Source organism: Chryseobacterium oranimense (assembly GCF_900129755.1).
Taxonomy (GTDB): Bacteria; Bacteroidota; Bacteroidia; order Flavobacteriales; family Weeksellaceae; genus Chryseobacterium; species Chryseobacterium oranimense.
The window spans coordinates 325,617-341,378 of sequence record NZ_FQWT01000005.1 but is presented as its reverse complement, the minus strand read 5'-3'; the positions used below and the strand labels follow the sequence as shown (position 1 = coordinate 341,378).

Below are 15,762 nucleotides of genomic sequence, written 5' to 3'. Positions count from 1 at the left end.
TGTATCTTAGTTCGCTAAAATTCTCTTCACAGCCTCTTTTACAGCAGCTGCATCGATCTTGTATTTTTTCATCAGTTCCGCAGGGGTAGCAGATTCTCCGAAAGTATCATTTACGGCTACAAATTCCTGTCTTGTAGGTCTTTTTCTTGCAAGCATTCCTGCAACAGATTCACCTAAACCGCCAAGATAGTTGTGCTCTTCAGCAGTAACTATTTTACCTGTTTTTTCAACAGATTTAAGGATGATCTCTTCATCCAGAGGTTTAATGGTGTGGATATTGATCACCTCACAAGAAATTCCTTCTTTTTCAAGCTCGTCAGCAGCTACAAGAGATTCCCATACAAGGTGTCCTGTTGCAACAATCGTTACATCGGTACCCTCCTGAAGAAGAATTCCTTTTCCGATCTCGAAAGGCATGTCTTCCGGTATGAATACAGGAACGGTAGGTCTTCCGAATCTTAAATATACAGGGCCTTCAAAATCAGCAATAGCAAGAGTTGCCGCTTTGGTCTGGTTATAGTCACAAGGGTTGATTACCGTCATTCCAGGAAGCATTTTCATCATCCCGATATCTTCTAGTACCTGGTGGGTAGCTCCGTCTTCCCCTAAAGTAAGTCCGGCGTGAGATGCGCAGATCTTTACGTTTTTCCCTGAATAGGCAATAGACTGACGGATTTGGTCATATACTCTTGAAGTAGAGAAATTGGCGAAAGTTCCTGTAAAAGGAATCTTTCCTGTGATGCTTAAACCTGCGGCAATTCCCATCATGTTCGCTTCTGCAATACCAATCTGGAAGAATCTTTCAGGAGCTTTTTCGATGAATTTTTCCATTTTCAAAGAACCGATAAGGTCTGCACAAAGTGCTACTACATTAGGATTTTTGTCTGCAAGTTCTGCTAATCCGGCTCCGAATCCTGAACGCGTATCCTTTTTTTCTGTATATGTATATTTCATTATTAACTTAAAGATTTAAAAGATTTTAAAATTACTGATTACCAATTACTGATTACTCATCATTAATAGTCAGCAGGAGCTTCCAGATATAGTTGTTTGAATGCCGTTTCAAGCTGCTCATCATTTGGAGCTTTTCCATGCCATGCGTGGGATCCCATCATATAATCTACACCATAACCCATTTCTGTATGAAGTAGGATTACCACAGGCTTTCCTTTTCCTGTTTCAGTTTTTGCCTTCTCCAGGATGGCAATAACAGCTTCAAGGTCGTTACCGTTTTTCTCTTCCAAAACAGTCCATCCGAATGCTTCAAGTTTAGCATGTAAATTTCCTAAACTCAATACATCATCAGTATCTCCGTCGATCTGGCGTCCGTTATAGTCGATTGTTGAAATAATATTGTCAACTTTCTTAGCGGCAGCATACATGAAGGCTTCCCAAACCTGACCTTCCTGAAGTTCCCCGTCTCCGTGAAGCGTGTAAACAATAGATGAGTCACCATCCAGTTTTTTACCCTGAGCTACCCCAAGAGCTACAGAAAGTCCCTGACCTAAAGATCCTGAAGCGATTCTGATTCCCGGAAGACCTTCGTGTGTCGTTGGGTGTCCCTGAAGTCTTGAATTCAGTTTTCGGAAGGTTCTCAGCTCGTCTACCGGAAAGAAATTAAATCTTGCTAAAGTAGAGTAGTAAACCGGCGAAATATGCCCGTTTGAAAGATAAAAATGATCTTCATTTTTGCCCTCCATGGTGAAAGGAAGACTGTAGTTCATTACTTTTCCGTAAAGTGCCGTAAAAAATTCCGTACAACCTAAGCTTCCGCCCGGATGTCCTGAATTTACAGCGTGGACCATTCTTAAAATGTCTCTTCTGATTTGTGTAGTAAGAGATTTCAGCTCTTCGATACTTTTACTCATTATATCTGATTTATTTGCACGCGAATTTACAATTTTTTAGCGGCTTATGGAAATGTAAAAATCCGGATTATGGGTCCGGATTTAGAATTATTTAGTAAAAATGCTGATTTTAACAGCCTTCGTTCAGGTATACTGAAATTTCTGTAATAATATTGTTGACAAATTTAAAGGAAAGCTGGGTTCCTGCATCAAGATCTTCCAGAGTAAAATATCCGGTATCTTTAAGACGTTTTTCACCCTTTTCATCCCACGCCGGATGTACGGTAAAACTTGGATGATTCCTATAAGCATTAATCAGGTCATCTTTGGTGTTCCCGATTCCGATCCCGCTTTTGGTTTTGAATTTTTTACTGGTAGTGGTTAAACCCATAACACTTGCCACATTGGGTTTGGCTTCGCTTATGTAGCTTTCATAAAGATCGATCTGGATCAGTTCTCCGTTATATTTAATGTTGTTTTTAATGGTTCCGTCCGTTATCTTCAGTTTTGTACCTGCTACTTTTTCAGCCTCAGCCCTTTCCATAAAGATCTTGTAGGGCCCGATTCTCAAGGTAGAAACCTCAAAATCCTGTGCATTCATAAAACCGAACGCCAAAATGAATACGAAAAGTGAAATAATTTTTTTCATGGTTAATAAATAAGTTGAATTGAATTTGTTTGATTTTATTTTTTTCCTGCTGCTTTATTGATAGCATTTTTGATCAATGGTTCCATAATCGCATATCCAGCAGGAGTAGGGTGGATGCCATCCTTGGCAAGACCTTCACGCATACCGCCCTTTGCATCACGCATAGCTGTGTTATAATCTACGAAAATCAGTTTGTTGCTTTGGGCATACTGTTTTAATTTACTGTTTAAAGCGTCCACTTTCTGAGGGACATCGGTTATTTCTTTACGCCACGGGAATGCAGCTGCAGGAAGTACAGAGGCGATGATTACTTTTATCCCGTTACTTTTGGCGATATCGGCCATTGCCTTGATATTATTAAAAGTAAAATCAGGGTTATAAATTCCTGTATTTTCAGCAATATCGTTGGTGCCTGCATTGATGACAACCAGTCTTGGTTTTAAAGCGACAACATCATTTTGAAAACGCAGCAGCATCTGTGAAGTGGTTTGCCCGCTGATGCCTCTGCCTGTATAGTTATTTTCAGAGAAAAATTCCGGATGGCTTTTTACCCAGCCTTCTGTAATGGAATTGCCCATAAAGACCACATCCACTTTTTTCTTTGAATTTAAAATAACGGTATTATCATCTTTGTATCTGGCAAGATTAGCAAAATCGACTGCACTTTGAGCATTTACAAATTCACCGAAAAGTAAACCGATGATAAGGAAAACGGATAACTTCATATAAAATATTGTTTGTGGTTACAGGTGCCGGAAAAGCACGCTTCTGCAAAAATACAATGAAACCAATGACCTTCACAAAAAATAAATTAACTTTTGTAAAGATGATTATATTTTAGGAATGTTCATTCAATAGAAACGGGCTAAAGCCCGTTTAAATGAGTATTATTTCTTTCTGATCAGCCAAAGTCCTATGAACGTTAGTAATCCATTGATGATCAGCAGCTCCAGTCCGATTTTAAAATCTCCGAATAAATTTTGCTGGTATTTATCAATGAAAAATGAAATCACAGGTGCGGCAATACATACATACGGAACCAGGTTGTCGCGGACTTTGTATTTTGTGAAAATTCCAAAAGCGAAAAGTCCCAGCAATGGCCCGTAAGTGAATCCGGCAAGCTTAAGGATCAATCCAATCATGGAATTATCATTGATGATCTTAAAAATAACCACCATAATCAGGAAAGAAAGGGCCACGATAAGGTGTATTCTTTTCCTGAATTTTTCCTTTTTGGAATCGTCCCAGTCTTTCTTATCCTTCATCCCGAAAATATCAATGCATATGGAAGAGGTAAGGGCAGTCATGGCACCGTCCGCACTTGGGAATAAGGCTGATATTAAAGCAATAATGAAGATAATGGAAATAAAGCCCGGCATATGGTTTAATGCAACATCAGGGAAAAGCTGATCTCCTGAGCTTGTTACATGTTCCTGAGCCCCGTACAGGTGAAGAAGTCCTCCCATATAAAGGAATAATGAAATGACTCCAAGAAGAATGAAGCCCAGAGTCACCATATTTTTCTGTGAATCTTTCAGTTTGGTTACGGATAAGCTTTTCTGCATCATTTCCTGATCGATTCCCGTCATGGTAATGGTAATAAAAGCTCCTGCCAGGATTTGTTTAATGAAGAAACTCTTCTGGTTAGGATCAAAGTCAAAAATTTTGGTATAGCCTTTTGCCTGCATGGCTGTGAAACTTTCTCCGAAGCTTAACCCTAAATGATTCAGCATATATACTGTACAGATGATCAGTCCTAACAGCATACACGAAGTCTGTAAAGTATCTGTCCATACAATTGTTTTTACACCACCTTCATAGGTATAAAGGATGATCATGGCCAAAATAATCAGTGTAGTTACTATAAACGGAACTCCCAGACTGTCCAGAATGGAAATCTGAAGGATATTCACCACCAGATATAATCTTGCTGTAGCGCCTACCAACCTTGAAACAATGAAAATCCATGCTCCCGATTTATAGGAAAGCTGGCCCATTCTCTGCTGAAGATAACCGTAAATGGAGGTCAGTTTCAAACGGTAGTATAAAGGAAGAAGAACATATGCCACCACAATATACCCGATAAGATAGCCCAATGTGATCTGCAGATAGGCAAATTTGTCATTTCCTACAGCTCCCGGAACACTTACGAACGTTACCCCCGAAAGCGAGGTTCCGATCATTCCGAAAGCTACCAGCATCCAGTTACTCTTACGGTTTCCGATGAAGAAACTCTCATTATCACTTCCTTTTCCTGTTCTGTAGGCTACCCAAAGCAGTAATGCGAAGTAGACGATAATAATAGACAGTAATATAACTGGAGACATAGTTTTTCAATTAAAATTTTACAAATATAGTTTTTTTATGTTCTGATAAGAAAGAAAAAGCCTTTCAGAATAAAACATCCGAAAGGCCTGTATCTTGAGGGCAAAATCATCATCAGTTGACTAGAACATCCTGTAATTCTTCACTTTTCTGAAAGCTTGCTTTGGCAAACGGGCAAAGCGGAATGATTTTTTTATGGTTCTTCCTGGCAAATTCCACTGCTGCCAGAAGCATTTCTTTTCCTACACCTTTGCCGTTGTAGGCTTCTTCCACCTCCGTGTGGTCTATAATAAATCTTTCTTCTCCGGCCCAGGTATACGTCATCATTCCTGCGCGTGTTCCATCTATGAAAGCTTCAAAACTTCCGTGTTTTTCGTCGTTGTTTTGCTTTACTTCGGTCATATTATGAAAATTTGGTTAGTATTTCTATATCGTTGGTTAATATTTTGTGTACCGGGCAGGCATCTGCAATAGTGTGGAGCCTTTTCAGCTGCTCATCATCCAGAAGACCTTCAAAGCTTATTTCTCTTTTAAAAACAGCTCTTTTGGTTAGAGGATAATTTTCAAGCTCAACTTCTACGTTGATGTTTTCCACATCCCATTCCTTTCTTTCAATATACATCCTTAAAGTGGCTGCAGTACAGCTTGCCAGAGAGGTTGCCAGGATTTCCAGTGGATTGAAACCTTTATTCTGACCGCCTTTATCAATAGGCTCATCGGTGATAAGCTTGTTTTCGCCGGCTGTTACCTCAGTATAATATTTTGTTTTTCCTAAGCTTGCTTTTACGGTTACCGCCATTATTTTTGTGTATTGAATTTATAACTTAATGCTCCTGACGGGCACTGGTCTATCTGGTTTTTTAGTTCTTCAGGGCTTGCATTTTCGGCTTTTATCCAGGGTCTGTCTTTAGGATTGTAGACTTTGGGAAGCATTTTTACGCAAACAGCCGAGTGGATGCACTTCTGTGGCTGCCAGATAACCGTAATATTGCCGTTGGGATATTCGTGTGTTTCCATATTAATTTTCTTTTAGGGATTTTTCGATTCTTCTGTCCGGAATCAGCCATATGAGAGCCACGAGATAATAAAAACCTATGGCAATATAGGGATAAAAAAATGAAATAGCGATTCCAAGGACATAAAATACGATCGAGATATATTCTTTAAATTTTGAATGTATAGCTTCTTTCAGCTTTGAATTTTCACCTTCGCACTTAATAATCAGGTTTTCTAAAATGGTATAGGCCACTGCGGACATAATCACACAGATTCCGTAGGCTGCCACCGGATTACTTGCAAAATGCGTTGTTCCTATCCATTCTGTAGCAACAGGCATTAAAGAAAGCCAGAACAGCAGGTGGAGGTTAGCCCAGAGAATGCTTCCGTTTATTTTTTTTACTGCCTGAAACAGGTGATGATGATTATTCCAATAGATTCCCACATAGATAAAACTGAAAATATAAGCGAGGAATTTTGGGAAAAGAGGTCTGAGGCTGGCCCAGCTGTTTCCTTCCGGAACCTTCAGTTCAAGAACCATAATGGTAATGATGATGGCTAAAACACCATCACTGAAAGCTTCCAGTCTCCCCTTAGTCATTGGTTTTAACCTCGTTTTTAAAATTTTCTATCTTGTCTTTAAGATCTTTAAGCATATCAGGATTGATGACACCAGCCTCGAGATCAAAATTTTCATAGAATTTAGGCAGTGAAAAGGTCTCTTTGACGTCTGCCGCAAACTGCGGGAAAAAAGTCTTTGCCGTATTCATCACATTACCGCCGCCGTATCCTCCGGGTGAAGTGCTCATCAGGAACATAGGCTTATTTTGAAAAACTTTCACATTGATCCTTGACGACCAGTCGAAGACATTTTTAAAGGCGGAGCTGTAAGACCTGTTGTGTTCCGCAAGAGAGCATATGATCACATCACATTCTTCAATCTGCTTTAAAAAGTTATGGGCTTCGTCCGGGAAACCTTTCTTTTCAAGATCTACAGAGAAAACTGGCATCGTAAAATCATTAAGGTCGATCAGGTTGATTTCTTCATCCTGGAAATCTTTCAGAACAAATTTTACAAGTTCCCTGTTGATGGAAGTAGAAGATGTGCTTCCTGCAAATGCTAATATTTTCATGGTTTATCTTTCTGTGCTAACGGTTATTTTCTATTTAAAACGGCCTTCGGAAGCGGAACATATTCTTTTTCGTCGCCGGGAACCAAAGGAAAAGCATCGTGGTTCTGGTCATTCCAGTTCACTTTGGCCTGGTCGATCAGTTCCTTGTCTGAATTTACAAAATTCCAGAATATAAAACGCTCCTCGTCAAAAGGCTCTCCACCGAAAAGATACACCGTACCATTTTCGCTCATGTCGAATTCACATAGTTTTGTGTCTTTGGCAATCATTAACTGCTTTGAACCATAAGTATTTCCTTCTGTTGAAACCGTACCGTCCAGCACATACATGGCTGCTTCTCCATAAAGATCTTTCCCGATGCTTATTTTCTTTGCCTCTTTGGTTTTGATCTCAATAAAAAATAATTTGCTGTGAACAGGAACCGCAGATTGTCTTCCGAATGCTTCACCCGCAATCAGTTTATACTGAATTCCATCTTCTTCCCACACCGGAATTTCATCTGCTTCAATATGGTGGAAAGTAGGCTCAGTCTGTTCCAGATGCTTTGGAAGACCTACCCAGATCTGGAATCCGTGGAGTCTTTTATCGCTGTGTCTTAAATATTCAGGAGTTCTTTCCGAATGCACAACGCCCTTTCCGGCAGTCATCCAGTTAACGGCTCCCGGTTTTATTTCAACAGCACTTCCTATGCTGTCTCTGTGAAAAATAGATCCTTCTAAAAGGTAAGTGAGAGTTGATAATCCGATATGGGGATGCGGGGGAACATCAAGGTTCTGATAATCTTTCAGTTCAGAAGGCCCCATATGGTCGATAAATACAAATGGTCCGACTGCTCTTTTTTCACGGAAGGGAAGAAGTCTACCCACCAGGAAATTTCCTATATCTGCTGCTTTTTCCTCTATGATAAGTCCGATATTTGACATAATAAATTAAGTGTTTAAATTTAGATTAATGAAAATAGATTTTTAGTTTGTGGTTACAGTTTATCGTACCCTTCAAATCTTTCATCAACGATACGTTTCCACTCCGGATGTCTTTTAATGTAAGCAAAGACATAGGGACAGAACGGAAGAAGCTTTTTCTCATTTTCTTCAATATAAGCCAGAGTTTTTTCCACGACAGCAACGGCTGCTCCCGTACCTGCCAGTTCGGGAGCAGCTTCGGTATGTACCAGAGCAATCTGGTGGCCCATTTCACGGTAGTCAATAAAGGCGAAATGTCCGTCGATTTCTATTTCAAATCTTTTTCCTGTTTTTACAAGAGGAATATTTTCAAATTCAGGTTTCATAATTCTTTCTGTATAATCAATTAGCTGGCGGATTGCAAAGACACAAAATTTAAATCCATTTCTTTGCAGCTCACCAAACACAAGTATATAAAGTTAATAAAAAAGGAATAATTTAAGATTAAGATAAATTTAAATCTCTTAATCTTCCAGATAGCCGAACTTTCCGGTATTAAAATCTTCAAAGGCCTGCATAATTTCCTCTCTCGTATTCATTACGAAAGGTCCGTGAGGATAGATAGGTTCGTTAATTGGCTCTCCGCTGATGATCAGTACTATTGAATCTTCATGAGCTTCAATACTGAAAGTTTCCCCTTCATTTCTGAATAGGACGAAATGATCTGACGCTGCTTTTTGTTCCCCATTTACAGTAATGCTCCCTTCAATAACCAATGCAGCGGTATTAAAATGAGCAGGGAAACTGAATTCAGCTTTTCCGCCGGCTTTTAATTTTGCATTCATCATGTTCAGGGGGGTAAAAGTGTATGCAGGTCCTTTTTGTCCATTATATTCTCCTGCAATGATTTCCACAAAACCATTATCACCAAGATCAACGCGTTTCATAGCTGAATTTTCTATGGCCTGGTATTTCGGGCAGCTCATTTTATCTTTTGCAGGAAGGTTGACCCATAACTGGACCATCTGGAAAATACCGCCTTTTTTAGACCATTCGGTTTCATGATATTCTTTATGAAGAACTCCTTTGGCTGCCGTCATCCACTGTACATCTCCTTCTCCTATGATCCCGCCGCCGCCGGCACTGTCATGATGTTCTACTTTACCCTGATAAGCTATAGTGACGGTTTCAAAACCTCTGTGAGGATGTACTCCTACACCACGCGGCCTTTCTGAACCATTGAAATGGAATTTCGAATTGTAATCAAGCATAATGAACGGGTCCATTCTTTTCATGTCCAAACCTTGCACGCCCGGGATAAAATTATGAACTCTAAAACCGTCCCCCACAAAATGTGCAGGTTTCGGTGATACCACGATTTCTACTTTTTTCGCTGTCATAATATGAATTTTATATAACAAAAATACTGAAGTGGAAAATCGGGGACATTGATCTGTGTTAAGTTCGTAAAGATGAAAGATGAAAGATGAAAAGGCGAAAGGGCTAAACGGTGAACCCTATGGCGAAGCAAATTTGCTGTTTCGCCTCTTCGCTTTTTCAGCCATCTTTGACTAATCCTCTTTTGATTTCATATTCTTTCCGTCCGAAATATGGAGCCTTCTGAAAACAAAACCGGATATAATCGTCAGTATTCCTACAGTAAGAAAAGTATAGCGGAAGGCGTTGTGGCTCTCCCCCTTGATAAGTTCAGAGCTTTCAAACAATTTTAAAACAATCAGTCCGAAAGCAATCCCGAACCCGATAGCCAGCTGCTGATTGACTGATAGCAGGGAATTCCCGCTACTGGTTTGAAAGTTTCTGAGATCTGCAATGGAAATGGTATTCATTGAGGTAAACTGGATAGAGTTGAAAAATCCTAATACGGCAATAATAGGAACAAACCAGTATAGAGAAGTATGGATATCGGGAATAGCAAGCATGCAGATCAGGGTTCCGATAATGAAGGTATTGACCATTAAGGTTTGACGGTAGCCATATTTATTCAAAATTTTTATAACGGATGATTTTCCGAAGATCGCGGTAAGAGCCATAGGAGCAATGATCCATCCTGAAGTCACTGCCGACTGCTTATAAGCAATCTGGATCATCAGGGGAAGCAGTAAAGGAACAGAACTGATTCCTAAACGTGTGGCAAGGTTCCCGACGATTCCTACCCGGAAAGTTCTTACCTGAAACAGGTCTAAGGGGAAAATAGGATTTCCGCCTCTTCTGGCATGTTTGTAATAATAGTACAGAAATAAAAATCCCAGGATGAATACAACAAGGACCGGGGTGATATTCTGAATATCTCCGAAAAGTTCCAGTGAAATGGAAAGCAGAAGTGATGCGGCAGCAAAGATTAAAAATCCTTTCAGGTCAAAATCGACATCGGTGGATTTGTAATCGGGCATATATTTTAAGCCAAGGATAATTCCTAGAAAACCAATAGGAATGTTAATCAGGAAAATCCAGTGCCATGAAAGATAGTCCACCATATATCCTCCGACCAGCGGACCAAGTACAGGGCCGATGAGGGCAGGAATAATGGCAAAGTTCATAGCTTTAAGCAATTCGTTCTTATCAAAAGTTTTAATGAGTGCCAATTTTCCGACAGGCGTCATTAAACTTCCTCCAACCCCTTGAATAACTCTGGAAATAACAAGGTGGGTAAGATTTTGTGACATGGAGCAGAACAGGGAACCTATGCTGAAAAGCACCAGTGAAAAAATAAATACCTTTTTTGTTCCAAACCGGTCTGCCAGAAAACCGCTTGCAGGCATAAAGACTGCCAGGGTAAGAACGTAGCTGATAATGGCATTCTGCATATTGAGCGGAGATTCATTCAGGTCCTTTGCAATGGAAGGCAGGGAAGTGTTCAGGATGGTGGAATCCAGCATCTGCATAAAAATAGCAGTGGCAAGGATAAGCGGAAGTATTTTTTTTACTGAGGTCTGTTGCGGGCTTGTTTCTATCATTCGATGCAGACTGGAAGTGTCTTTGCTTCCAGATTTTTTTTATTGAAATCGGCTTCCGTGTGAAGCGCTTTAATCCTTAGATAAAGAATTTCATATAAAATTAAAAAAGTCCTGTGAATTTTCACAGGACTTTTTTAATTATTTTTTTGTTTTTTCGACTCCTTTCCACTCGTCACCGGCTTTTCTGTACTGGCTTAAAATGAAAGTTTTGAAATCTTTTGTTTTGTATTCGATATTATCGGTGTTTTGTTCGAACGGCATGATGTAATAGTAATCTACGTCTGTTTTGTCCGATTTGTTTCCTTTTTTTACAGAAGGAACATATTTGGAAAACTTATAGTTGGGAAGATACTGTTTTAATCTTGTATAAAAAGCTTTGTCTTCTTTTTCATCAGGAATGATATCTACAATTTTGAAATCGTCTTTTTTCTTATCGATCCACAGGTAGTAGGTTTTTTCTTCCCCTAAGTTTCTGTTTAAAGAATTGAAGGCGAATAATTCTTTTGGAACCAGTTCTTTGATCTTTTCGGGATCTACTTTAGTATAGTACTGTCCTTTAGACGGATCCACATAGGTTTCAAGGTTGTACATCAACACTGAATTATTCTCGAATTTTTTATTTTTAAAATACTGATTTAAAGATAATTCTGCAGTTGCTCTGAGCTCTTTTCCTCTTTCATCAAGTTTTTTGGTAGGATTCTGAGGATTTACTTTTTTCACAAACTCATATAAAACGACAGGCTTTACATCTTTCAGGTGAGGATACGTTTTAAGCTGTTCTGCTTTTACCAGCCAGTAATACTGCTGATAATAGTCGTCCTTATCTACATCTTTCACACTTTTGTAAGACAAGGCAAGCTTTTTTGAATTTAAGTATTTGCCATATTTTCCCTGTCCAAAAGCAAAACTGATGGATAATAAGGCAAACAAAACAGTAAGATTTCTTCTCATTTTTTTATAATTGATATTTTCGTTGTCCAAATATAATTATTTCTTAGATATTATTTTTGATTGTCGGTTAAATTATATTGATATTATTAACGTTATTCAAAAGAAAATCCTGTATTTCTACAGGATTGATAATTTTATGATTAAAAATAGAAGATGAGATGAGTAATGGTGAATAATTTAACTGTCAACCTACATCCAGCAACATAGATCAGATCCTAAAACCCTTTAACTCTCAACCTTAAACCCGAACCACGCATCACGAAACTCTTTACTCGTAACTCGTCTCATGTACTTTCACTGCTCTTCCGCTCGGATCATTCATCTTTTTGAAAGCCTCATCCCATTCCAGAGCGATAGGAGTGGAGCAGGCTACTGAAGGAACTGAAGGAACGGTTGCTGCCGCTGTTTCACTTGGAAAATGTTCTTCGAAAATGGTTCTGTATCTGTATTCCTCTTTGTTCTGAGGAGTGTTCAGAGGGAATCTGAATCTTGCATTGGCCATCATTTCGTCAGTAACTTCTTTTTCAGCAACTTCTTTTAAGGTATCGATCCAGGAATATCCTACACCGTCTGAGAATTGTTCTTTCTGTCTCCAGACAATGGATTCGGGAAGAATGTCCTCAAAAGCTTTTCTTAATACCCACTTTTCTATTTTTCCTTCTGAAGCACTGATCATTTTGTCTTTTGGGTTTACCTTCATGGCAATATCCATGAATTCTTTGTCCAGGAAAGGAACTCTGCCTTCAATTCCCCAGCTCATCAGTGCCTTGTTAGCTCTTAAGCAGTCATAAAGGTGTAACTTGCTTAGTTTTCTTACCGTTTCATCATGGAATTCTTTTGCACTAGGAGCTTTGTGGAAATACAGATAGCCTCCGAATAATTCATCTGAACCTTCTCCGGACAGTACCATTTTGATTCCCATGGATTTGATTACTCTTGCCAGAAGATACATAGGAGTGGAAGCCCTGATGGTCGTCACATCATAAGTTTCCAGATGATAAATAACGTCTCTCACTGCATCCAGTCCTTCCTGAACGGTAAAATTAACTTCATGGTGTACAGATCCGATATGGTCTGCTGCCTTTCTTGCTGCTGCCAGGTCTGGAGATCCTACCAAACCCACTGCAAAACTGTGAAGTCTTGGGTACCATGCTTCCTGGGTGTCACCGCTTTCCACTCTCTGTCGTGCAAATTTTGCCGTAACTGCTGAAATAACGGATGAATCCAGACCTCCGGAAAGAAGGACACCATAAGGAACATCGCTCATCAGCTGTCTGTGAACAGCATCTTCAAGGCCCTTTCTTATTTTTGATATATCGGTGTCGTTATCTTTTACGTTGTCAAAGCTTTCCCAGTCTCTTTTGTACCATTGCTGAAGTTCTGTTCCGTCAGGGCTGTATACAAAATGTCCGGGAAGGAATGTTTCAATGGTTTTGCAAACACCTTCCAGTGCTTTCAGTTCGGAAGCAACATAATAGTTGCCGTTTTTGTCCCACCCCTGGTAAAGAGGGCAGATTCCCATATGGTCACGGGCAATCAGATAGATCCCGTTTTCTATATCATAAAGCGCAAATGCGAAAATTCCGTTAAGCTTTTCAATGAAATTCTTTCCATATTTTCTATACAGGGCCAGGATTACTTCACAGTCCGACTGGGTCTGAAATTCGAAATCCGGAAATTCTTCTTTTAATTCTCTGTGATTGTAGATTTCTCCGTTCACTGCAAGCACCACTTTTCCGTCTTTGGTAAATAAAGGCTGCTTTCCTGAAGTAGGATCTACAATGGCAAGCCTTTCATGAGAAAATACAACTTTGTCATCCTGATATACACCGCTCCAGTCCGGACCACGGTGACGGATTTTTTTTGACATTTCTAAAACCTGAGGTCTTAGTATTTCGGTCTTTTGTTTGGCGTCAAACAAACATACGATTCCACACATATTGTTACTTATTTGAAGCAAAATTAGTTTTGATGTTTAAAAATAACAATAAAAAATAAATAAAAGTTAAAAATTTTAATCAATTAAATTATTTAAATGAAAAATATTAACTTTTTGCATCAATTAGGCTGTGTTTAATTGATTTTTTTCGCTGAAGAAAAGTAATGTTATATCCTATACAAAATTAAAATGAAATAATTATTAATATATGGTAATTTATTATATGAATTTTAGCCCTTACTTTGTGGCTCGAAATAATTTTTTTTCATCATTTGTGTTTTTACCTTCTTGCAATTCTCTTTGCAAGAAGGTTTTGTTTTATTGGTACCCAAGCAAAAGGCCTGAAACATTCCAGGAGCTGAAACTTGTGCCTTCTGATGCTCCCTGAGGGATCTTTATCTGTATCGTATGCTTTCCGGATTTCAGATCTCCGAGCGGAATAAAGTCAGGATTTGTAACGGTACCGGGACACCAGTTTGATCTGCTGAGGTCTGATGAAGAGAGTCCGTCCGGGAAATTCCCCGATGCAGGATTGTAAAGTCTGTAAGAACCACAATCTGATCTCCACGGAACAAAAGAAAATGTCATTTTTCCGTCTAAGAAAATGGAATTGGTCTTCGGAACAAACTCATCCCCGTTTTCCCAGCCTCCGTGTCCGGTAGTAATATATCTCAGCTGAGCATTTTTTATATCTTTTTTTAAGGTAAACTCTACAAAAAGCCCTTTGTCCTTATCAAACATGGTAGAGTAGTCCTGCCCGGCCATTTCCATGATGTTCAAAGTATTGAATAAAGGAATGGCAACGTTGTTTTTATGAACGGTCTGGTCACTTTTATGAATAGTGATTTCAAGGCTTACTTTATGACCCCCTTTATCATAATTCCCGATAAAAGTGCCTATCCATAGCTCTTTTTCAGAGAGAGAAGGTTTTAATTCTGTGATATCCTGACGGTACGGACTTATGGTTTGCCAGTCTTTTCCCTTCAGTTGAATATGATTGAACTTCTGAATTCCAAAAGCAGTAAAAAATCTCATCATTTCTACCGCAGGACTATAATTTTCAGTGGCTGCTACTCCAAAATACTGTTTTCCGTTTCCGTTCTCGTAAACAGGAAGTGTTTTGGCTCCTTTTTCAAGTCCGTCAAAGAAAGACGAAGCTTTATCCTGTGGAATAAAAAATACGGTTCCTGTTCTGTCGTAAGCATCACCGTTGGATTGCTGCTTTATTTCAGCAAATATATTTTCGCCTTCTTTTATGGCAGGAAATTTTATTTTCTTAAGGATGATTGTTCCGTTGGCGAATCTTTTAATGTGTTCATCCGATTTCGATTCATCTGAAAAATTGATGGTTTCATTTTCAAAAACTTTCAACGTAGTGAAACGGCTTTTCCATAGAAGATCTTTGTATCCCAATAAATCTGTAGATTGTATTGAGCCAGTTAAAATACGGTCAATATCCGTTTTCTTTATTTTTTTGATTGAGCTTGCAGTAACCAGGGAATTTTTATTTCTTTCTACTTCCAGGACAAATCCTAAATTCTGTCCTAAAACAGATGGTCCGCCTGTAATTTTCAGGTCGTTGGTATACCAGATCTCAATTGTATTTGAATTGATCTTGGTAACCGCTTTTTTACAATTATAGCCCAGAATTTTTTTCGTTTCATTCGTTAGCTCAAAGTTTTGCTTTCCCACTGATTCTGCATCCGGAGAGGAAATAATTTCTCCCGGTTTCAGAAATGCATACGAAACAATGGTGTTGGAAGGCTTTTCTACTTTGGTGATCTCAAACGGATAATCACTTTTCTGTTCCCTGATCGTATTGTTCAGAATAAAATTTTCTTTTGCATCGGCCCATACCAGAGTAGGAGGCTGCTCGGTAAGAACTTTTCCGTTATAAGAACTGGTATACTGAACTTCATAAGTTTGCGCATATGAAAGATAACAAATGAGTAGAGCTATGAAGTTAAAAAGAGTTCTTTTGTACATAATAAAAGTTTTCCGCAGATGATTTATTTCCTGATGATGCCTGAAATGACTTACACTAT

Annotated in this window: 17 protein-coding genes; all 17 read right to left on the bottom strand. The window is 39.0% G+C overall.

The annotated features are described in order from the left end of the window. Positions 1-6: 6 nt before the first annotated feature. A complete protein-coding gene (locus BUB03_RS16550) occupies positions 7-954 on the bottom strand; it encodes a transketolase family protein (RefSeq protein WP_073065191.1) in 948 nt (315 codons plus the stop codon). 62 nt (positions 955-1,016) lie between these two features. Further along, positions 1,017-1,871 (bottom strand): transketolase, encoded by an 855-nt coding sequence (locus BUB03_RS16545; protein ID WP_262483333.1) that lies wholly within the window; start codon positions 1,869-1,871, stop codon positions 1,017-1,019. Positions 1,872-1,977: 106 nt separating this feature from the next. After that, positions 1,978-2,496 carry a hypothetical protein gene (locus tag BUB03_RS16540; RefSeq protein WP_073065188.1) on the bottom strand — a complete coding sequence of 173 codons (519 nt, stop codon included), beginning with the start codon at positions 2,494-2,496 and terminating at the stop codon, positions 1,978-1,980. 35 nt (positions 2,497-2,531) lie between these two features. Beyond that, complete coding sequence (locus BUB03_RS16535) at positions 2,532-3,221, bottom strand: SGNH/GDSL hydrolase family protein (protein WP_073065185.1); 690 nt, start codon at positions 3,219-3,221, stop codon at positions 2,532-2,534. 162 nt (positions 3,222-3,383) lie between these two features. Further along, positions 3,384-4,823: a sodium:solute symporter gene (locus BUB03_RS16530; protein WP_073065182.1), complete on the bottom strand. Its 1,440-nt coding sequence runs from the start codon at positions 4,821-4,823 to the stop codon at positions 3,384-3,386. Positions 4,824-4,935: 112 nt separating this feature from the next. Next, the gene (locus BUB03_RS16525) at positions 4,936-5,223 is read right to left on the bottom strand and encodes a GNAT family N-acetyltransferase (RefSeq protein WP_040996714.1); all 288 of its coding nucleotides are present in this window, start codon (positions 5,221-5,223) and stop codon (positions 4,936-4,938) included. Between the two features lies 1 nt (position 5,224). Beyond that, entirely contained in the window at positions 5,225-5,620 is a 396-nt protein-coding gene (locus tag BUB03_RS16520; protein WP_040996712.1) for an OsmC family protein, read from the bottom strand. Then, a complete protein-coding gene (locus BUB03_RS16515) occupies positions 5,620-5,838 on the bottom strand; it encodes a (4Fe-4S)-binding protein (protein WP_040996710.1) in 219 nt (72 codons plus the stop codon). Before BUB03_RS16515 ends, BUB03_RS16520 begins: the two co-directional genes overlap by 1 nt. A gap of 1 nt (position 5,839) precedes the next feature. Further along, positions 5,840-6,418 carry a TMEM175 family protein gene (locus tag BUB03_RS16510; protein WP_073065179.1) on the bottom strand — a complete coding sequence of 193 codons (579 nt, stop codon included), beginning with the start codon at positions 6,416-6,418 and terminating at the stop codon, positions 5,840-5,842. Continuing rightward, positions 6,411-6,950, bottom strand: coding sequence for an NADPH-dependent FMN reductase (locus BUB03_RS16505; protein WP_040996706.1), 540 nt, complete (start codon positions 6,948-6,950; stop codon positions 6,411-6,413). The genes BUB03_RS16510 and BUB03_RS16505 overlap by 8 nt, the downstream gene beginning before the upstream one ends. A 23-nt stretch (positions 6,951-6,973) precedes the next feature. Then, positions 6,974-7,873, bottom strand: coding sequence for a pirin family protein (locus BUB03_RS16500; protein ID WP_073065176.1), 900 nt, complete (start codon positions 7,871-7,873; stop codon positions 6,974-6,976). Positions 7,874-7,926: 53 nt separating this feature from the next. After that, a complete protein-coding gene (locus BUB03_RS16495; protein WP_073065173.1) occupies positions 7,927-8,238 on the bottom strand; it encodes a GNAT family N-acetyltransferase in 312 nt (103 codons plus the stop codon). 138 nt (positions 8,239-8,376) lie between these two features. Continuing rightward, positions 8,377-9,252, bottom strand: a complete 876-nt coding sequence (locus BUB03_RS16490) for a pirin family protein (protein ID WP_073065170.1) — start codon at positions 9,250-9,252, stop codon at positions 8,377-8,379. A 171-nt stretch (positions 9,253-9,423) separates the two neighbouring features. Continuing rightward, on the bottom strand, positions 9,424-10,827 hold the full coding sequence (locus BUB03_RS16485) for an MFS transporter (RefSeq protein ID WP_073065167.1): 1,404 nt from the start codon (positions 10,825-10,827) through the stop codon (positions 9,424-9,426). 138 nt (positions 10,828-10,965) lie between these two features. Further along, positions 10,966-11,778 carry a hypothetical protein gene (locus BUB03_RS16480; protein WP_040996697.1) on the bottom strand — a complete coding sequence of 271 codons (813 nt, stop codon included), beginning with the start codon at positions 11,776-11,778 and terminating at the stop codon, positions 10,966-10,968. Between the two features lie 268 nt (positions 11,779-12,046). Further along, on the bottom strand, positions 12,047-13,717 hold the full coding sequence (asnB, locus tag BUB03_RS16475) for an asparagine synthase B (protein WP_073065164.1): 1,671 nt from the start codon (positions 13,715-13,717) through the stop codon (positions 12,047-12,049). Positions 13,718-14,035: 318 nt separating this feature from the next. Continuing rightward, on the bottom strand, positions 14,036-15,703 hold the full coding sequence (locus BUB03_RS16470; RefSeq protein WP_073065162.1) for a GLPGLI family protein: 1,668 nt from the start codon (positions 15,701-15,703) through the stop codon (positions 14,036-14,038). Positions 15,704-15,762: the final 59 nt, after the last annotated feature.